Raw genomic sequence first — 21,267 nt, 5'->3', positions numbered from 1 at the left:
ACCACGAAGGACAGCACCCGATGAGCTCCACCACGCTCGACCCGGCCACGCAGACCGATCCGCCCGCCGACGGGTGGTGGCCGCTGACCGACGCCCAGCGCGCGATCGTCGCGGCGCAGCGGCTGGACCCGTCGTCGTCCGCGTTCGTGGTCGCGGACGTGCTCGAGGTCGCCGGCGGGGTCGATGTGGCCGCGCTCGTCGGAGCGGTCCGGCAGGTGGTCGCCGAGACCGAGGCGCTGCGCGTCGTCCTGGACGGTGACCGGGTGCGGCTGGGTGGCCCCGCGCAGGCGGACGTCGTCGTGGTGGACCTGTCCGCGCACGCCGACCCGCGCGCGGCGGCGACCGCCTGGGTCGACGCGGACCTGGCGGGCGCCGACGGCACGCTCGCGCAGCGGCACGCGGTGCTGGTGCTCGGCGCCGACGAGACGTGGTGGTATCAGCGCTACCACCACCTGCTCGTCGACGGGTATGGGGTGGCTGCCCTGACCCGTCGCGTGGCCGCGCGCTACCGGGGCGAGCCTGTGCCGCCCGTGCCGGGGGACCTGGCGGCGCTCTGGGCGCAGGAGCACGCGTACGACTCCGCGGAGGACACCGCGTTCTTCCTCGCGATGCTGGGCGACGAGCCGCCGCGGACGCAGCTGTCCGACCGGTCGTCGCCTGCGCTCCGGCGCGCGCGGCGGGTCACGGTCTCCGCTCCGGCCGCGATCCTCGCCGACGAGAGGCGCCTGACCTGGGCAGACGTGTACGCCGCGGCGTGGGCCGCGTTCGTCGGGCGACGCACCGGTCGCGACGACGTCGTGCTCGGCCTGCCGGTGTCCGCGCGCCTCACCCCCGAGGCGCTGCGCACCGTCTCGCTGTCCGTGAACGTCGTGCCGCTGCGGTGCGCCCCGGCGCGGGCGACGACGCTGCGGGCGCTCGCGCACGAGATCGCCGGCACGCTGGCCGGGGTCCGTCGCCACCAGCGCGCGCGGGGGGAGGACCTGGCGGCACGGTTCGCCGACGCGTCCGGGTCGTGGCTGCTGCGCGGCCCTGGGCTGAACATCAAGCCGTTCGTGGAGACCGTCCGGCTCGGTGACGCCGTGGGCCGGCTGCGCACGCTGACGGCGGGACCCGTCGACGACGTCGACCTGACGGTGATGCCCGACGGGTCCGGCGGGGTGCACCTGAGCCTGGAGGCCAACCCGGACGTCTACGACGAGGACGCCCTGGCAGGACTGGCGGTCGCGTTCGCCGACTTCGCCGCTGCGGTCCTGGCGGCGCCGGACCTCCCGCTCGGCCGCATCCCCGTCGACTCGGTCGGGGCACCCGTCGCCCCCAGCCCGTCGACGGAGCCGGCGGACGTCACCGCGGTGCTCGCCGCGACCGCCGCCGCCCACCCGGACGCACCCGCCGTGCGGGACGCCGCCGAGGCCCTGGACCTGACGGCCCTGCACACCCGGGTCCGGGACTGGGCCGCCGACCTGCGCACCGCCGGGGTGGGGGCCGAGGACGTCGTGGCACTCGCCCTGCCGCGGGGCGTCGACCTGGTGGTCGGGTTGCTGGCCGTGCTCGAGGCCGGCGCGGCGGTCCTCGTCGTCGACCTGGACTACCCGCCGGCCCGCATCGCGGACCTGCTCACCGACGCCCGGCCCGCCCTGGTGCTCACCACCTCCGACGGACCGCAGTCCGCCCGCCCCGACGCCGTCCTGGTCCGCGACGGCCGGCTCACGGTCCCCACCACCGGCCGCGCACCGGCCACCGCGCGCGTGCCGCATCCCGACCAGACCGCCTACGTCGTCTACACGTCCGGCTCGACGGGGAAGCCCAAGGGGGTCGCGGTCAGCCGCCGCTCGCTCGCGTTCCTGCTCGACCACCACCGCCGCACCCTGCACGGCCCGGTCGCCGACGCCGCGGGCCGGCAGCTGCTCGCCGCGCACACCGCGTCGTTCGCGTTCGACTCGTCGTGGGAGCAGCTGCTCTGGCTGCTGCTCGGGCACGAGCTCCTCGTCCTCGACGAGGCGGACCGTCGCGACGCGCACGAGATCGTCGCCCTCGTCGAGCGCGAGCGCGTGGACACCCTCGACGTCACCCCGTCGATGGCGGCCGCCCTCGTGGACGCGGGCCTCCTGGGGTCGACGCACCGGCTCGCGCTCCTGCTCATCGGCGGCGAGGCGGCTCCCACGGAGCTCTGGCAGCGGCTCGCGGACTCCGACGTGCCCAGCCACAACCTCTACGGGCCGACCGAGGCGACGGTCGACGCCCTGGGTGCACCCGTCACCGGCGAGACGCCCACGATCGGCGTGCCCCTGGAGGGCACCGCGATCCGCGTCCTCGACGCGGCGCTCCAGCCGGTCACGACGGGCGAGCTGTACCTGGCCGGCCCCCACCTGGCCCGCGGGTACCGCGACCGGCCGGGCCTGACCGCCGAGCGGTTCGTCGCCGACCCGTGGGGTGCACCAGGAGACCGGATGTACCGCACGGGCGACCGCGTCCGCGTCGAGGCGGACGGGTCCGTGAGCTACCTCGGCCGCGGCGACGAGCAGGTCAAGGTCCGCGGGTACCGGATCGAGCTGGGCGAGGTCCGCGCCGCGCTCGCGGCCGTGCCCGGCGTCCGGCAGGCCCACGCGGTCGTCCGGGACGAGCCGGCCCGGCTGGTCGGGTACGTCGTGGCGTCGGGGGTCTCGGGGCAGGACGTGCAGGCGGCGCTCGCGGCCCTGCTGCCGCACCACCTCGTGCCGTCGGCGGTCGTCGTGCTCGATGAGTTCCCGACGACCGTGCACGGCAAGCTCGACGTCGCGGCGCTCCCCGTGCCGGGCGTCGGGACCGTCCTGCGCGGGACGGTGCGACCCGCGACCACCGTCGAGCGCCTGGTGTGCGACGCGTTCGCGGCCGTCCTCGGCGTGGCGGACGTCGCCGCCGACGACGACTTCTTCCTGCTCGCGGGCGACTCGATCTCCGCGATCGGCGTGGCCGCGCACCTGCGCGCGGCCGGCTGGCGGCTGCGTCCCCGGGACGTGTTCGGCGCCCGCACGCCCCGCGACCTGGCGCCGCTGCTCGCGCCGCTGGTGGAGACCGTCGCGGTCGAGCACGTCGCACCGACCGGCGAGGTGCCTCTGCCGCCCGTCGTCGCGGACCTGCTCGCCGCCGCACCCGACGCGGCAGCCCTGCGCCGGTACGCGCACAGCGTCCGCGTGCCGCTGCCGCCGGTCGACGACGCCGCGGTGCGTCGCGCGCTCGCCGACCTCGTGGACCTGCACCCCGCGCTGCGGGTCCGGCTCACCGGGGTCGACGCGGGCACGCCGCTGCTGGTGGTCCCCGCGACGGCAGGTGCACCGCCGCTGCACGTCGGCGCCCGTGTCGACGACCTGCTCGACCTGCTCGACCCGGCGACGGGCACGGTCCTCGTCGCGGCCCGCGCGGGGGACGAGCTGCTGCTCGTGATCCACCACCTCGCCGTCGACGGGGTCTCCTGGCGGGTCCTCCTCGCCGACCTCACGGACCTGCTGCGCGGTGTCCGGCCCGCGCCGGAGGTCTCGTCCTGGCGGGGACGTGCGCTCGCGCTGGCCGGCCGGGTGCCGCAGGACCACCCCGACGGTGTCCTCGCGCAGCCGTGCGACCTGCTCGGCGACCGCACGGCCGCCGGACCGCCGACGCGCACGTGGCGGACCGTCGCACCCGTCGCGACCCGCGCGCTGGTCGAGGACCTCCCGCGTGCGCTGGGCACCACCCCGGACGTGGTGCTGGCCGCGGCGGTCGGCGTCGCGCTCCAGCGGGTTCGCGGAGGCTCCCGGCTGCTGCTGACCTGGGAGACGCACGGGCGCGACCCGGTGACCCCGGGGGAGGACCAGACCCGCACGGTCGGCTGGTTCACGACCGAGTTCCCGGTCGCCGTGGACCTGCCCGGGTCGGGTGATCTCGTGGACGCCGCCCGCGCGACCGCGGACGCGCGGGACGCGGTGTCCGAGGAAGGCGCACACGGTCCGCACCGGCCGCAGCTCCTCGTGAACTACCTGGGCCGGCTGGGTGCCGACGGGTTCGCGGTCCACGTGCCCGACGCGTTGCGACCCGCTCACGCGCTCGAGGTCAACGCGCTGCTCGGGCAGGACGGAGCGCTCGCCGTGGAGTGGACGTTCGCGGGGACCGAGGACCTGGCGGACGCGCTGTGGGCCGCGTTCGACGACGTCGCGGTGCACGCCGTGGAGACCGTGCGGGCCGGCGTCGACCGTCGGCCCGCGCGCTGCACCCTGCCCGGGGTGACCACCGAGGCGCTCGCGGGCGTCCCGTCGTCGGTGGTCGACGTCGCACCACTGTCGCCGCTGCAGGAAGGGCTGCTGTTCCACGCCCTGCGCGACGGTGCCGGCGACGTCTACCGGACCCTGACCACCGTCTACCTGGAGGCGCCCGTCGGCGCGGCGCTCGACGTCGAGCGGCTGGCCCGGGCGCTGCGGCGGGTGTGCGCGGCGAACCCGCAGCTGCTCGCCGCGTTCAGCGCGGACCGGTTCGGCGCACCCGCGCAGCTCGTGGGGGCGGCGCCGGGTCCCGAGATCGCGACCGTGGACGGGGCGGGGTCCGACCTGGCGAGCATCGAGCGGGAGGCGCTCGCGCGGCCCTTCGACGTGTCCGCCGCGCCGCTGCTGCGGGCTGTGCTCGTGCGCACCGCACCGGACGCCGTGAGCGTCGTGCTGACCGCGCACCACCTCGTGCTCGACGGCTGGTCCACACCGCTGCTGGTCGCCGCCCTCGTGGACGCCTACGCCACCGACGCCCAGCCCGCCGACGGGTACCCGGCCTACCGCGACTACCTGCGCTGGGTCGCCGACCAGGACCGGGAGCGTTCGCTGGCCACCTGGGCGGCGCACCTCGCCGACGCCGAGCCGTGCCTGCTGGCCCCCGGGTCGCGCGGCGGTGCGGACGCGGGCACGGTGGAGCTCCGCCTCGACGAGTCCCGGACCCGCCGGCTCGTCGGTGGCGCCCGCCGGGCGGGGCTGACCCTCGGCTCGCTGGTGAACGGCGCCTGGTCGCTGGTGCTGGCGCGGGAGACGGGCCGCACCGACGTGGTGTTCGGCACCACGGTGTCGGGGCGTGCGGCGGAGGTCGACGGCATCGACCGTGTGCTCGGCCTGCTCTCCACGACGGTGCCCGTGCGGGTCGCCCTCGCGCCGGACCGGCCCCTGGTCGAGCAGCTCGCGGCGCACCAGGCGCAGCGGGCGGCGCTGCAGGAGCACGAGGCGCTGGGGCTGGCCGACATCGAGGCGACGAGCGGGCGCTCCGGCCTGTTCGACACGCTGGTCGTCGTCGAGAACTACCCGGAACGCACCTCCGGTCGCGCCCTCGACGTGGTCGGCGTGACCAACGCGGGCGGGACGCACTACCCGTTCACGCTGACGGTCCTGCCCGGCGCGGAGCTGCGTCTCGTGGTCGAGCACGACCACGCCCGCGTGACGTCGGCAGACGCCCGACGGCTCGGCGAGGCGGTCCTCGCGACCCTCGTCGCGCTCGGCGACGACCCGTCCGTCACCCCGCTCGCACTGCCGGTCGGGGTGCCGGCGGCGGTGCTCGTCGGGCCCGATCCCGTCCTGACGCACGTCGTGCCCGCGTTCCTGGCCGCCGTCGCGCGGGACCCGGACGCCGTCGCGGTGCGGTTCGGCGCCTCCACCGTGACGTTCGCGGAGCTCGCCGAGCGGGCCGCGGCGTTCCAGGGTGCGTTCGCCGCGCTCGAGCCGGACGACGTCGTCGCGCTCGCCCTGCCGCGGGGCACGGACCTGGTCGCGGCGGTGGTCGCGTGCCTCGTGCACGGGGTCGCGTACCTGCCGCTGGACCTCGCGCACCCGGCCGACCGGCTGCAGGCGGCCGTGCGGGACGCCGACGCGCGCTGCGTCGTGACCGGCGACCCGTCCCTCGGCGCCGGACGGTCCGTCGTCGACCCGGACCTGCTGCCCCCGGCGAGCGGTCCCTTGCGCGCGCGTCCGGTGCCGGGCGCCGCGGCGGCCTACGTGATCTTCACGTCCGGGTCGACCGGGCGGCCCAAGGGCACCGTCCTGACCCGCGACGCGCTCGACCGGCACTTCACCGGGCTGCTGACCGGCCGGCACGCCGAGCTGGTCGCGCGGACGGGGCGGCGCCGGGTGCGCGCCCTGCACACCGCCTCGTTCGCGTTCGACACGTCGCTCATCCAGCTGCACTGGCTGTTCGCGGGCCACGAGCTGGTCCTGCTCGACGACGACGAGCGCCGCGACCCCGCCGTGGTGGTCGCCCGCATCGTGCAGCACCGGGTGGACGTCGTCGACGTCGCGCCCGTGCTGGCCGAGCAGCTGGTGGCCGAGGGTGTCCTGGACGGTCCGTGGCCCCTGCCGGAGCTGTTCCTCGGCGGCGAGGCCGTGCCGCCCGCGCTGTGGACCACGCTGCGCGCCCACCCCGGCACCCGCACCGTGAACCTGTACGGACCGACCGAGGCCACGGTCGACGCGCTCGGTGCGTTCGCCGACGACGCCGACGGTCCCGTGGTCGGCCGGCCCGTCGCGGGGGTCACCGCCCGGGTGCGGGACCCGTGGCTGCGGCCGGTCCCCGTGGGCGTCGTCGGGGAGCTGTACCTGTCCGGCCCGCAGCTGGCCCGCGGCTACCTGGGGCAGCCCGGGACGACGGCCGAGCGGTTCGTCGCCGACCCCGACGGTGCGCCCGGTGACCGCGCCTACCGGACCGGCGACGCCGTCCGGGTCCTGCCCGACGGGTTGGTCGAGTACGTCGGTCGGCTGGACGACCAGGTCAAGGTGGGTGGCCACCGCGTCGAGACCGGCGAGGTCGCCGCGGCGCTGCAGGCGTGCGACGGGGTGCTCGCGGCGACCGTGGTCGTCGACGGGGCGCACACGTCGGCGGCACGGCTGGTGGCGGCGGTGACGCGGGAGCAGCCTGCCGACGACGACGTAGCGTTCGTCGACGGCCTGCGGACGGCTCTGGGGCAGGGCCTCCCGCGGCCGTGGGTCCCTGCCGTGATCGCCGTGGTGGACCGGATCCCCACCACCGTGACCGGGAAGGTCGACCGCGAGGCCCTGCGCCGCCTGGCGCCGACGACCTCCGCACGGGACGACCTCGTCGCGCCCGCCACCGACGCCGAGCGGGCCGTCGTCGCGGCGGTCGCCGCCGTCCTGGGCCTGCCGCACGTCTCGGTGCGGGACGACTTCTTCGCGCTCGGCGGGCACTCCCTGACCGCGCTGCGGGTGCTGGGAGCCCTGCGGACCGAGGGCTACCGCCTGACCATCAGGGACGTCTTCGAGGGCCGCACGCTCGACCGGCTCGCGTCGGCGGCGCGTCCGGTCACCGCCGAGCAGGGGACGGCCACGCTCGACGACGCCGTGCTGCGCGACGGCGGCGACCTGCCGGTCTCCGCCGCACAGCGGCGCCTGCTCGTGCTGGAGGCCATCGACGGGCCGGGGGACACCTGGACCGTGCCGGTCACGCTCCTGCTCGACGGGCCGGTGGACGCGGACCGGCTGCGGACGGCCTGGCAGGCCGTCGTGGACCGGCACGCCGTGCTGCGCACCGGGTACGTGCAGAACGGGGGGGACTTCGCGGCGCGCGTGCTGCCGGTCGGGACGCCGGCGACGTTCGAGCACGCGCACGTCGACGACCTGCCCACGGCGATCGCCGAGCGTGAGCGCTGGGCGCCGGACGTGCTGGCCGAGGTGCCCGTCCGCGCGTCGCTGCTCCAGGCGGCACCGGACCGGTGCGCGCTCGTGCTGGCCTTCCACCACCTGGCCATCGACGACTGGTCGGTGGCGCCGCTCCTGGAGGACCTCTCGGCGGCCTACGGGGGCGGCGTGCTCACCCCGTTGCATCCAGATGAGCAGTTCGCCGCGGCGGTGCTCGCCGAGGTCTCCGACGAGCGCGACGGGATCGCGGCATGGCGGGACCGCCTGGCCGGGCTGCCCGCCGAGCTGGACCTCTCGTTCGACCACGCCCGTCCCCAGCGGGCCGAGCACCGCGGGCACACCGTCAGCCGTGACGTGCCCGCCGACGCCGAGCGGGCGATGGCCGCGGTGTGCGCGCGCCACGGCGTCACGCCGGTGATGGTGCTCCAGACCGCGGTCGCGACCCTGTACCGCCGGCTCGGTGCCGGCACCGACGTGTGTCTCGGCATGGCGGTCGCGCGCCGCGACGACCCCCGCCTGGCACGCGCCGTCGGCTACCTCGTCGACACCGTGCCGGTGCGCCTGGACGTGTCCGGGGCCACCACCTTCGGTGCGCTCCTCGGCAGGACCCGCGACCGGGTGCTCGACGCGCTGGAGCACGCCTGGGTGCCGTTCGAGCGGATCGTCGAGGCGGCGTCGCCCGAGCGCTCGCTGGCACGTCACCCGGTCTTCCAGACCATGGTCGCGGTCGAGGACGACGTCCCGCACGCGCTCGACCTGCCGGGCATCACCGTCCGCTCGTCGTCCGGCGGGCAGGGTGCGGCGCGCCTCGACGTCGCGGTGCGCTGGGTCGCGGCGGGGCAGCCCCGGCTCGTCCTGACCGTCGACGCGGCCCTCCTGGACGAACCCTCCGCGCAGCGCTGGGCGGACCGCCTCCTGGCGTGGCTCGAGCGCGTGCTGTCCGACGTCGACGGTCCGCTGACACAGATCCACGCGCTGCTGCCCGACGAGCACGGCACCGACCACGTCCGCCGCGACCGGCCACCGGCGTCGGTCAGCGACCGCGTGGCCGACCAGGTCCTGCGCGCGCCGCACGCGACCGCGGTCGTCGCCGCCGACGGGACGCTCGACCTGCTGGCTGTCGGGTCCCGTGCGGCCGCGATGGCCGACGCCCTGCGCGCGCAGGGGATCGGCCGGGAGGACGTCGTCGCGGTCGCGCTCAGCCGCCGCAGCGGCCTGGTCGCGGGTCTGCTCGGCATCCTCGCCGTCGGCGCGACGTACCTGCCGCTCGACGTCGAGTACCCGGCCGAACGGCTGGCGTTCATGCTCGACGACGCCGCGCCGCTGCTGGTCCTCACCGACCGGGACACCGCCGGTCTCGGCGTGGGACGCCCGGAGCTGGACGTGGACGCGCTGGACGTCCCGGCACGAACCCCGCAGCAGGTCGCGGACGCCCTGCGCGCTCCCGCCGGACCGCACGCGGCGTACACGATCTACACGTCGGGCTCGACCGGGCGGCCGAAGGGGGTCGTGATCCCGACGGACGCGCTCGCCGCGTTCGTCGACCACCTGGCGACGACGATGCAGCTGGTCCCCACCGACCGGCTCGTCGCCGTCACGACGCTGTCGTTCGACATCGCGGTGCTGGAGCTCTTCGTCCCGCTGGTCAGCGGCGCAGCGGTCGTCCTGGCCGACCGTGACCAGGTGCGCGACCCGGACCTGCTCGTCGGCCTGGCGCGGCGGACCGGCTGCACGCACCTGCAGGCCACGCCGTCGCTGTGGCGGCCCCTGGTGGAGGCGCACCCGGAGGCGTTCGCGGGGGTGCACGCGCTCGTCGGCGGGGAGGCGCTGCCGCCCGACCTGGCGGTCACGCTCGCGCGCTCGTGCGCGGAGGTCACCAACGTGTACGGCCCCACCGAGGTCACCGTCTGGGCGACCAGCGACACGGTCCGTGCCGACGAGCCGACGACGATCGGCCGCGCGTTCGTGGACGTCGGCACACATGTGCTCGACGCCGACCTCCAGCCGGTCCCGCCGGGCGTCGCGGGGGAGCTCTACCTCGTCGGCGCGCAGCTGGCCCGCGGGTACCACGGGCGCCCGTCGCTCACGGCGACGCGCTTCGTCGCAGGGCCGTCCGGCGAGCGGTGGTACCGGACGGGGGACCTCGTGCGCCGGGGGGCCGACGGTCGGCTGCACTTCCTGCGCCGTACCGACGACCAGGTCAAGGTCAACGGGTTCCGGATCGAGCTCGGCGAGGTGGAGGCCGCCCTCCGCGGCGTGCCGGACGTGCACCGGGCGGCTGCTGTCGTCCGTGCCGACCGGCTGCTCGGATACGTGGTCGCGGCCGAGCGCGCCACGCTGGACCCTGCACGGGTGCGTGCCGCCCTGGAGGCGCGGGTCCCGCACCAGCTGGTGCCGCACCTCGTGACCGTCGTCGACGCCCTGCCGCTCACGCTGAACGGCAAGGTCGACCGGGCGGCGCTCCCGGACCCGGTCGCCACGACGGCGGTACAGGGCCGTGGACCGGCGACCGACGCCGAGCGGGCGGTCTGTGACGTCGTGGCCGAGACGCTCGGTGTGCCGGCGGGTCCGGACGACCGGTTCTTCGAGCTGGGCGGCGACTCGATCACCGCCATCCGTGTGGTCGCGTCACTGCGCACCCGCGGTCTGGCCCTCGCGCCGCGCGACGTCTTCGCCCATCCCGTGCTCGCCGACCTCGCGGCGGCCGCCCGGCCGCTGGTCGAGGCACCGCCCGCTGCCCGGCCCGCCCGCCGCGCGCGCGTCGCGCTATCCGCGGCCGACCTGTCCACCATCTCGGCCCTCCTCGGGGCCGGCCAGGAGGAACGATGACCACGACCGATCTGCGCTCTGTGCAGCCCGCCGTGCAGCCCGCCGTGCAGCCCGCCGTGCTCGACGTGTGGCCGCTGACGCCGCTGCAGCAGGGCATGTACTTCCACTCGGTGTGGGAGCGGGAGGCCGGGGACGCGCCCACCTACCAGCTGCAGGCGGGCGTCGAGGTGGCCGGTCCGTGGCCCGCCGACCGGCTGCGGGACGCGGTCGCCGAGGTGCTGGCCACCCACGAGAACCTGCGCGCCGCGTTCGTGACTCCCGGCGACGCGGAGCCCGTGCAGGTGGTGCCGGAGTCGGCGGTGCCCCGGGTGCGCGAGGTCGACCTGAGCGACGCCGACGACCCGGCGGCCGCGCTCGACCTGCTCGCCGGCCACGAGTGGGACCTCGGCTTCGACCTGGTCGCGCCGCCGCTGTGGCGCGTGGTGCTGGCACGCACGGCACCCGACCGGCACTGGCTGCTGGTGACCGCCCACCACCTGCTGCTCGACGGCTGGTCGGTCCCGCTGCTGCTCACCGAGCTGCTCGCGCGCGTGTCCGGCTCGGGCCTGCCCGAACCGCAGGCCGGCTTCGTCGACCACCTGGACGCGCTGGAGGACGAGGACACCGACGCGGCGCACGCGCGGCTCCTGGCCGGGCTCGACGGTGTGGACACCCCGACGCAGGTCGCTGACGGGTCCGAGGGCCCGACGACCACCTCGGTCCTGCTCCTCGACGAGGCTCGGACCGCCGCGCTGCACGCGGTCGCGCGACGCGCGGGATCCACCCCGGCGACCGTCCTGCACACCGCGTGGGGTCTGGTGCTGGGCATGCTGCTCGACCGGGCGGACGTGACGTTCGGCGCGACCGTCTCCGGGCGTGCGGGCGGCGTCCCCGGGATCGACCGGGTCATCGGCATGCTCACGTCGACCGTCCCGGTCCGGGTCCGCTGCACCCCGGACGACCGGGTGCTCGACGTCGTCGCCGCGACGCACCGCACCCACGCCGAGCTCCTGCAGACCGCGGGCACCGACCTGCGCGCGGTGCAGGCCGACCTCGGCGTCGCACCCTTGTTCGACACCCTCGTCGTGGTCGAGAACTACCCGGGCGACGTGGCGGGCTGGAGCTCGGCCGACGGGCTGCTGCGGGTGGTGGGCCGACGGTCGCACGACGCGACGCACTACCCCCTCGCGCTGCTCGCGGACCTCGGTCCGACGTGCCGGCTCGAGGTCACGGCGGGTCCGGGTGGCCCCGCACGCGCCGTCGCGCTCCTCGACCTCGTGCTCGACGCGGTCCTGGCCGACCCGACCGTCACGGTCGGTGCGCTGCCGACGGTCCCGGCCGCCGACCGCGCCGCGCTCGACGCCCTGCTGACCGGTGCCGACGTCGCGCCGCCGGCACTGTCGGACCTGCTCGACGCAGCGCGCGCCGAGCACGGTTCCCGGGTCGCCGTGGTCGACGCCGGCGTCGAGCTGACGTTCGCCGACCTGCACCGGCGGGCGGACGCGATCGTGGCGGCGCTCGGGACGCCGTCGGTGGTCGCCGTGCTGGCGGAGCGGTCGGTCGACCTCGTCGTCGGAGTCCTGGCGGCGCTGCGTGCGGGGGCGGCGTTCCTGGCGCTGGACATCGACCAGCCCGTCGCGCGGCTCGCGACCCTGCTGGCGGACGGTGCGGCGGACGTCGTCGTCACGCCGACCCGGCACGCCCACCTCGTCACCGGCGTCCCGGTCGTCGTCACGGACGACCTCCCCGGCGCAGCACCGGTCCCTGCCGCCCACCGGCTCGGGCTCGACGCCGCCTACGTCGTGTTCACGTCGGGCACCACGGGCCGGCCGAAGGGCTGCGTGAACACGCGCGACGGCCTGGTCAACCGCGTGCTCTGGATGGCGCAGCGGTACGGGATCGGCCCCGGCGACCGTGTGCTGCACAAGACCCCGACGAGCTTCGACGTCTCCGTCTGGGAGCTGGTCCTGCCGTTGCTCACGGGCTCGGCGATCGTCCTGGCGCCGCCCGGAGCGCACCGCGACCCCGAGCGGATCGACGCGCTCGTCGCGGCGCAGCGGGTGACGGTCCTGCACCTCGTCCCGTCGATGCTGGCGGGCTACCTCGACCTGGTGCCGGAGCCGTCGTGGTCGTCCGTGCGGCACCTGCTGTGCTCGGGCGAGAGCCTGCCGACGGCGCTCGCCGGCCGGGCGCACGACGCGACGGGCGTCCCCGTGCACAACCTCTACGGTCCCGCCGAGGCGGCGATCGACGTGACCGCGGGCGACCACGCCGAGCGTGCGCGCGGCGTGTCGGCGCCCATCGGTGCGGCGGTGCCCGGCACGCGCCTGCGCGTCCTGGACCACGCCCTTCGTCCCGTGCCGGTGGGCGGGACGGGGGAGCTCTACCTCGCGGGCGTCCAGCTCGCACGCGGCTACGCCGGCCGGGCTGCACTGACCGCCGAGCGGTTCGTCGCGGCGGCTTCGGGGGAGCGCATGTACCGCACGGGCGACCTGGTCACGGTGACGGTCGACGGGCTCGTGCACCGGGGGCGCGTGGACCAGCAGGTCAAGCTCCACGGCGTGCGGATCGAGCCCGCGGAGGTCGAGGCGGTGCTGCTCGCGCAGCCGGGCGTGACCGCCGCGGTCGTGCTCGTGCAGGACGACGCGCTCGTCGCCTACGTGGTGGGTGCACCCGGCGCCGACCTGCGGTCCGCGCTGGCCGAGCACCTGCCCGCCACGATGGTGCCCGCGCGGTTCGTCCTCGTCGACGCGCTCCCGACCACCGCGAACGGCAAGCTGGACCGTGCGGCGCTGCGCGCACCCGCGACGGAGCACGCGACGGGTCCCACCACCCCGACCGAGCGCGTGGTCGTGGACGTCGCCGCGGAGGTGCTCGGACGCGCGGTCGGTCCGGGCGACGACCTGTTCGCCGCCGGGCTGGACAGCATCTCGGCGATCCGGTTCGTTGCCCGGCTGCGACGGCAGGGCTGGGGCACCACCCTCGTCGACGTGTTCGCCACCCGCACGGTCCGCCTGCTGGCGCAGCGGCTCGTCCGCCTCGACGAGGAGCGGACCGCGCGTGGAGAGCTGGTCCACCTGACCGACCGGCACCTGCGCCTCCTCGACGCCCGCTTCCCGGACCGCGAGCGCGTCCTGCCCCTGGGTCCGCTCCAGGAGGGGCTGTACCTCCACGCGCAGCTGGGCGGCACCGACGTGTACGTCGTGCAGCACCGGCTCGTCATGGAGTCGGCGCTGGACCCGGTCGCGATGCGCGCCGCCGCCGACGCCCTGCTGGTGCGGCACCCGAGCCTGCGGGCCGCGTTCGTGCACGACGGCCTGCCGGAGCCGGTGTCGGTCGTGACGTCACCGCGTCCGATGCCCGTCGAGGAGCTCGACTGGCGGCACCTGTCCGACGCGGAGCAGGCGCGGGCGCTCGAGGTGCTCACGGAGCGCCAGGTGGTCGACGGCTTCGACCTGGCCGACCCGCCGCTGGTCCGGCTGGTGCTGGCCCGGACGGGTGCGGAGCGCTGGCTCGTCTCCCTCGTGCACCACCACGTCCTCACCGACGGCTGGTCGCAGACGATCCTGCTGGAGGACCTGTTCGACCTGTACGAGGCGGCGCTGGACGGTCGGGTGCTGGACACGCCGACGGCGGACTTCGGCGAGTACCTGCGCTGGGTCGCCGCGCAGGACCCGGACGCTGCGACGCGGACCTGGCGCGAGCACCTCGCCGGGCTGCCGGGGCCGACCCTGGTCGAGCCGTCGTCGGTGGGTCGCCCGCCGGTGTTGTCGGACTCGGTCGTCGACCTGCTGGACGCCGGCCTCAGCGCGGACCTGACGCACCTCGCGCGCAGCACGGGTGTGACGTTGTCGACGGTGCTCGGCTACGCGTGGGCGCACGTCCTGCGGTCGGTGACGGGCTCCGACGACGTGGTGTTCGGGACGACCGTCTCCGGGCGCCCGCCGGAGGTCGAGCACGTCGACCGCATGGTCGGCCTGCTCATGAACACCGTCCCCGTGCGTGTCCCGGTGCGACCTGCCGCGACCGTCCGGGACGAGCTCGTCGCGCACCTGAGCCGCCAGGGCGACGTCATCGACGCCCACCACCTGGGCCTGGGGCACATCCACCAGGCGGCCGGCTTCCCGGTCCTGTTCGACACGCTCTACGTGTTCCGCAACCTCCCCGTGGACGTCGACGACCGGGACAGCACGTTCGCCCGGCACCGGATCGTCGAGGCGGAGGCGTACGACGGCACGCACTACAGCCTGGCGATGACGGTGAACCCGGGCGACCGGCTCGAGCTGGCGCTCGCGTACCGCCCCGACGTCGTGGACCGTGACCGCGCCGACCGCTACCTGACCCGCTACCGCCGGGTCCTGGAGCAGCTCGCGGCGCACCCCGACGCCCCGGTCGCCCGCCTGGACCTGGCGATCGCGGCCGACGCACCGGCCGTCGCCCGGGTCAACGCGGAGGCGACGCAGGCGCCCGAGGCCGAGAGCTGGCGTTCCGTCCCGGAGCTCCTCGCGCTGCAGGCCGCGCGACGTCCGCAGCGCACTGCGCTCGTCGGCCGCGACCTGACCGGTGCGCACGTCGGCTGGTGCTTCGCGCACCTCGACGCACGGGTCGACGCCCTCGCCGCGCTGCTGCGACACCTGCCCCCGGAGTCGGTGGTGGCGCTCGCGCTCCCGCGCACGGTCGAGCACGTGGCTGCGATCTTCGCCGTGATGCGCGCCGGGCACGCCTACCTCCCGCTGGACCTGTCGCACCCGTCCGGCCGGCTCCGTCGCACGATCGCCGCGGCGGGCACGGCCGTGCTGCTCACCACGACCGAGCAGGCGTCGTTGCTGGCCGGGTCGGCTCCGCTCGTCCTGACGGTCGACGACGTTCCCGCGGCCCTCGCGCTGGCCGCCGAGCCGGGCGTTCCTCCGGTCCGCGCGGCCGTGCACCCCGACCAGGCCGCCTACGTGATCTTCACGTCCGGCTCGACGGGGGAGCCCAAGGGTGTCGTCGTGCCCCACCGCGGGCTGGTCACCATGTTCCGCAACCACCTCCAGGAGATCTTCCGACCCGCGCTGGAGCGTGCGGGTGCGGAGGCGTTCCGGGTCGCGCACACGGTGTCGTTCGCGTTCGACATGTCCTGGGAGGAACTGTTCTGGCTGCTCGACGGGCACGAGGTGCACGTGGTCGACGAGGAGCGCCGCCTCGACGTCGCCGAGCTCGTCGAGGACTACCACCGCACGGGGATCGACGTGGTGAACGTGACACCGTCCTACGCCCGCGAGCTCGTCCGTGCGGGGCTGCTCGACGACCGGCCGCCCGGCCTCGTGCTGCTCGGTGGCGAGGCGGTGCCGCCGGACCTGTGGACGCTGCTGCGCGAGCACCCGTCCGCCCGCGGCTACGACCTGTACGGGCCGACGGAGTTCACGATCAACGCCCTCGGCGCCGACCTGGCCATGAGCGAGCAGCCGTGCCTGGGCCGACCGGTGCTCGGGTCGCGCGCGTACGTCCTGGACACGAGCCTGCGCGAGGTCCCTCCGGGCGGCACCGGGGAGCTCTACCTGACCGGCGACGGGCTCGCCCGCGGCTACGGCGACGCACCGGGGGCCACGGCGTCCCGGTTCGTCGCCGGCCCGGCCGGGTCGCGGCTGTACCGCACCGGCGACCTCGTGCACCGCCGCTGGGACGGCGGCATCGAGTACCGCGGCCGCAACGACGACCAGGTCAAGGTGCGCGGGTTCCGGCTGGAGCTCGCCGAGATCGAGGCCGTCGCCCAGGGTGCTGCGGGCGTGGCGGAGGCGACGGCGTCGGTCCACGGCGGTGTCCTCCAGCTGCACGTGGTGCCGCAGACCGGGTACGACGAGACCGCGCTGCGCGCGCACCTGGCCGACCACCTGCCCGCCCACGCGGTGCCGACGGCCGTCGGCACGGTGACCCACCTGCCGCTGACCGTCAACGGCAAGCGCGACCGCACGGCCCTTTCACCCCTCGTCGCACGGCACGAGGGGGCGCCCCCGGCCACCCGTCTGGAGCACGAGCTCTGCCGGATCGTGGGCGGCGTGCTCGGCACCGAGCTGACCACGCGGGACGCATCGTTCTTCGACCTCGGCGGGCACTCGCTCGCCGCGATGCGCGTCGTCGCGGCCGTGAGCGACGAGCTCGGCGTGCCCGTGAGCGTCGGGGCGTTCATGGCTGCGCCGACCGTCGCCGGGCTGGCCGCGGCGCTCGCGGAGCCGTCCCGGTCCGCCGGTCTCGCACCCGTGCTCACCCTGCGACCCGGTGACCGACCCGTGTTCTGCCTCCACCCCGCCGGTGGGTTCGCGTGGCAGTTCGCCGGGCTCGTGCGGCACCTGCCGGCGGGCGTCGGGGTGGTCGGCCTGCAGGCGCCCGGCCTGTCCGGCCCGCACCCCGACGTGACCGACGTGGCGGGTCTCGCCGCGGTGTACCTGCGCACCATCCGCTCCGTGCAGCCGACCGGCCCCTACCGGCTGGTGGGCTACTCGTTCGGCGGGAACGTCGCCCACCAGGTCGCGGCGGACCTGGTCGCGGCGGGGGAGCGGGTCGACCTGCTGGCGCTGCTGGACCCGGCCCCGCTCGGCGCTGCCGGCTTCGACGACGACGACGCGACCGCCGTCCGCGACGAGCAGACGGCGTTCCTCGCCCAGGTCGCCGTGGGCGTGGACGATCGTGACGACGAGCGCGAGGAGGCCCTCGACGCGATCCGCGCGTCCCGCGGGGTCCTCGGGCTCCTCGACGACGGCACGGTGGAGGCGATCGTCGAGTGCCACCGCTGGTCGTCGGTCCTCATGGCCGCCTCCGGGTCACCCGTCACCGCCGTCCCGACCCTGCTGGTCACCGCGGCCGACTCGGACGGGCCGTCGGCGTGGGACGGGCTGCTGGGGACCGACGTCCGGCACGTCGCCCTGCCCGGCACCCACGCCGAGGTGGTCGCGCCCGAGGGCTGGGCCGTCATCGGACCCGTCCTCGGGGGCGGCGCATGAGCCGGCCGGAGCGCCGGCTCCTGTGGCGGGCGGCGCGCGAGCAGCGCGGACCGCTCGCCCTCGCCGGGCTCGGCGCCCTCGTGCGCCAGCTCGGGTTCCTCGCGGTCCCGGCCTGCCTCGGGCTCGCCGTCGACCGCGGCGTCGAGCAGGGCGACCTCGGCGCGGCGGCGTGGTGGGCCCTGGCCCTCGCCGGAGCCGGTCTCGTGCAGGTCCTCGGCATGTGCGCGTGGGACCAGGGCTCCAACGTCGCGGACGCCCGGGCGGGCGTCCGCCTGCGCGCGCGCCTCGCGGGCGGGCTGCTCAGCACCGACGGACCGGCGCTGCCCGGGGACGGGGACCTCGTGCTGCGCGCCAGCCGGGACGTGGACGCCGTCCGCGTCTGGGTGCACGGCCTGGCGACCTGGGTCGTCATCGGGGTCACCGTCGCGGTCCTCGTGCCCGGCATCGCGCAGCTCGACCCCGCGCTGCTGCTCGTCGTCGTCGCCACCGTCCCCGCGCTCGTGCTCCTCAACACCGTCTACCCACGCGCGTACCGGAAGGCCGGCGAGGCGGTCGCGCACGCGCACGGGCAGCGCGCCGACGTCGTCGAGTACGTGCTGCGCGCCGCTCTGACCAGCCGTGGCGCCGGCAGCGGACCGGCCCTGCGCGCCACGCACCGCGAACGGTCCGACGAGGTCACCCGGCACACGCTCCGTGCCGGTGCGCTCATGGCCGGGTGGTCGGCGCTCGGCGAGGGCGTGCCGCGGGTCGCTCTCGCGGTCGGTGTGCTCGTCGGCGTCGGTGCGGCGGCGGACGGTCGGCTCAGCGTCGGGGGCCTGGTCGCGTTCAGCGCCTGGATGGGCACGGTCGGGGTCGCGGTCCAGGTGGGGCTGGCGCGCGTGATGCAGACCGTCGACGCCCGGGTCGGCGCCGCGCGGCTCGTCGAGGTGCTCCGGGACGTCCCCGACGACGTGCCGGACCCGGCTGCGCCGCGCGTCGGACTGCGGGCGCGGGGAGTCGTCGCCGTCCCGGGCGCCGAGCCGGTGGACCTGCATGCGGTCCCGGGCCGGCTGCTCGTGGTCGGCGGACCCGTCGGCAGCGGCAAGTCGACCCTGCTGCGCGTCCTGGCGGGCACCGCCGTCCCGAGCGCCGGGGAGGTGACCGGCGGTGCCGTCGTGCTCGTGCCGCAGCGCCCGCTCGTGCTCGCACGCACCGTCCGCGACAATCTCGCCCTGGGTGCGCCGATCCCGGACGCGTCCCTCCACGCTGCGTTGCAGGACGTCCTGCTCGACGACGAGGTCGACCTCGACACGCTCGTCGCCGACGGTGGGGCGTCCCTGTCCGGTGGCCAGCTCCAGCGGCTGGCGCTGGCCCGCGCGCTGGTCAGCGACGCGCCCGTCCTGCTGCTCGACGACGTCACGTCGGCGCTCGACGCGGACACCGAGGCCGCGGTCGTCGCCGCGATCCTGCGGGAGTCGCGTCGGCGCACGGTCGTCGTGGCGAGCACGCGCCCGGCGGTGCTCGCCGCGGCGGACGCAACGGTGCTCCTCGGTGTCGGGGCAGGGCTGGGCTCATGATCGTCCTGCTCAGCGACGACCCGTCGCGCCGTGGCGTGGGAGCGCTCGTGGCCCGCACGGCCCGGCCGCACCTCGGCGTGCTGCTCACGGGGCTGGTGGCGAGCACGGTCGCGGGGTTGCTCGTCGTCGCGGTGCCCGTCCTGCTCGGCCAGGTGGTCGACGCGCTGCTCGCCGACGACGGTCAGGCGGCGGTCCGCGCGGCCCTCCTCGCGCTCGGGTGCGCGGTCGTGCAGGTCGGCGCCGCGGCGGTCGGTCGGGAACGCCTGGTCCGCGCGGGGGAGCGCGTCGTGCGCGACCTGCGCGACCGGGTGCTCGACCAGCTCACGACCGCACCGCTGCGGTTCCTGGAACGGCACCGCACCGGTGACCTGATGCAGCGTGCGACCGCGCAGGTCGCGTCGCTGTCGGGGTTCGTGCGTGACGTGCTGCCCGAGCTCGTCCTCACGGGCGGCACGGTGCTGGTGACGGTCGTCGTCCTGGCCACGCAGTCGTGGGCGATGCTCGCCGTGCTCGTCGTCGTGTTCACGCCCGCCGCCGCCGCGATGCTGCACCGCTTCCGGCGCGGCGCCCCGGCGGCGTTCGCGGCGGAGGCCCAGGCGGAGGCCCGCGTCAGCGCCGAGATGGCCGAGGTCGTGCGGGTCCGCCCCCTGCTGGCCGGTGCACCACTGCGGGCACGCCGGCTGGTCACGGATCCGGTGGACGAGGCGGGCGGGACGGCCGTGCGGGCGCAGCTGCGCACCGTGGTCCTCACCCGCTGGATCCACGGGATGGACCTCGTCGAGGCGCTGACCCTCGCGGCGCTGGTCCTGTCGGGGACTGCGCTCGTGGCACGGGGCTCGGTCAGTGTCGGCGTCGTCGTCACGTTCGTCCTGGCGGGCCGCACCCTGTTCACGGGCTTCGCGGACCTGTCGTCGCTGGTCGCCGACGTGGAGGCCGCCCGCACGGACGTCGCCCGCACGGCGGACCTCCTGCGGGCGACGGCCCCGACCAACGCATCCGCCCCGGTGCCGGTGGCTGCCGGGCCCGAGCTCGTCCTCGACCGCGTGACCTTCGGCTACGACGGCGACCCCGTCCTGCGGGACGTCACCCTGGGGGTGTCGCCCGGCCACCGGGTCGTGCTCGTGGGCCGGACCGGGGCGGGGAAGTCGACGCTGGTCAAGCTCCTCACCGGGCTGTACGCCCCGGACTCGGGGACGGTCACGTGCGGCGGCGTCGACCTGCACCCGCTCGCGCCGGAGGACCGCGTCCGGCTCGTCGCCCTGGTCCCCCAGTCGGTGCACCTCGCGGCCGGGACCGTGGCCGACGACCTGCGCCTGGTCCGTCCGGGGGCGACGGACGCCGAGCTCGCGCGCGCGGTGGACGCCCTCGACCTCGGCCCGTGGCTGGCCCGGCTGCCCACCGGCCTGGCGACGGCGACGTCGGCGCTGTCCGCCGGGGAGCGGCAGCTCGTCGGGCTGCTGCGCGTGGCGCTGCTCGACAGCGCGGTCCTCGTGCTCGACGAGGTCACCTCCGACGTCGACCCGGACACCGCGCACCTCGTCGAGACCGCGGTCGACCGGCTCGCCGCCGACCGGGCCGTCGTCGTCGTCGCCCACCGCGCGGACACCGTCGCGCGCTGGGGCGAGGTCCTCGTGGTCGAGGACGGTGGGGTGCGCCCGCTCAGCCCCGAGCCAGCGCGACCGCGGTGACCACCAGGCCGTCGCCGACGGCCCACCGACCGTGCAGCACGTCGGTCCCGAGCCCGGAGCGGGCGAGCCGTGCCACGAACGTGCCGTCGCCGAGGCGGACGTCCACCTCCTCGAACCCGAGCCACGACCGCGTCACCGGGTACCAGACCTTGTACACGGACTCCTTGGCCGAGAACAGCACGCGGTCCGGGCACAGTGCCGGGTCGGTGCGGGCGAGCGCGGCCCGCTCGTCGTCGCTCATCACCAGGGACACGACCTCGGGCGGCAGCGGCGCGTGCAGCTCCGCGTCGATCCCCAGGCCCGCCCAGGTCTGCGCACTCCCGACCGCGGCGGCGCGGTACCCGTCGACGTGCGTCATGCTCCCGACGACCCCTGCGGGCCACACCGGTGCGCGGTCGGGTCCGGCGGGCACGGCCGCATCGGCCAGGCCCAGCCTCCGCAGGGCGGTGCGCGCGCACCCGCGGACGGCGGCGTACTCGGCGCGGCGGGCGGGCACCGCGTTCTCGACCCCCGCCTCCTCCGACGGGTGCAGGGGGACGGGGAGCGGGGGACCGGCGTGCTCGGCCGCCTCCACGCCGACCGGAAGCACCCGTTCGATCATGGCGGGCAG

Annotated in this window: 5 protein-coding genes; 4 read left to right on the top strand and 1 reads right to left on the bottom strand. The window is 76.4% G+C overall.

Going from position 1 to position 21,267, the window contains the following annotated elements; genetic code table 11:
- The first annotated feature begins 20 nt into the window (after positions 1 to 20).
- From ASF78_RS03675 to ASF78_RS03660, 4 genes are read left to right on the top strand one after another with little or no spacing between them, the layout of a single operon-like run.
- Positions 21 to 10,454 carry a non-ribosomal peptide synthetase gene (locus ASF78_RS03675; protein WP_056584960.1) on the top strand — a complete coding sequence of 3,478 codons (10,434 nt, stop codon included), beginning with the start codon at positions 21 to 23 and terminating at the stop codon, positions 10,452 to 10,454.
- Positions 10,451 to 17,413: a non-ribosomal peptide synthetase gene (locus ASF78_RS03670; protein ID WP_056584959.1), complete on the top strand. Its 6,963-nt coding sequence runs from the start codon at positions 10,451 to 10,453 to the stop codon at positions 17,411 to 17,413. The genes ASF78_RS03675 and ASF78_RS03670 overlap by 4 nt, the downstream gene beginning before the upstream one ends.
- Positions 17,410 to 18,969, top strand: a complete 1,560-nt coding sequence (locus ASF78_RS03665; protein WP_056584957.1) for an ABC transporter ATP-binding protein — start codon at positions 17,410 to 17,412, stop codon at positions 18,967 to 18,969. The genes ASF78_RS03670 and ASF78_RS03665 overlap by 4 nt, the downstream gene beginning before the upstream one ends.
- Entirely contained in the window at positions 18,966 to 20,657 is a 1,692-nt protein-coding gene (locus ASF78_RS03660; protein ID WP_056584956.1) for an ABC transporter ATP-binding protein, read from the top strand. Before ASF78_RS03665 ends, ASF78_RS03660 begins: the two co-directional genes overlap by 4 nt.
- Here ASF78_RS03660 and ASF78_RS03655 read toward each other — a convergent pair.
- On the bottom strand, positions 20,629 to 21,258 hold the full coding sequence (locus ASF78_RS03655; RefSeq protein WP_056584953.1) for a 4'-phosphopantetheinyl transferase: 630 nt from the start codon (positions 21,256 to 21,258) through the stop codon (positions 20,629 to 20,631). The genes ASF78_RS03660 and ASF78_RS03655 overlap by 29 nt on opposite strands.
- Positions 21,259 to 21,267 lie beyond the last annotated feature (9 nt).

Origin of the sequence: Cellulomonas sp. Leaf334 (assembly GCF_001424195.1) — a bacterium.
Lineage (GTDB): Bacteria > Actinomycetota > Actinomycetes > Actinomycetales > Cellulomonadaceae > Cellulomonas.
Note: the sequence above shows the minus strand (reverse complement) of the source record. Positions and strands in the feature narration are given on the sequence as shown.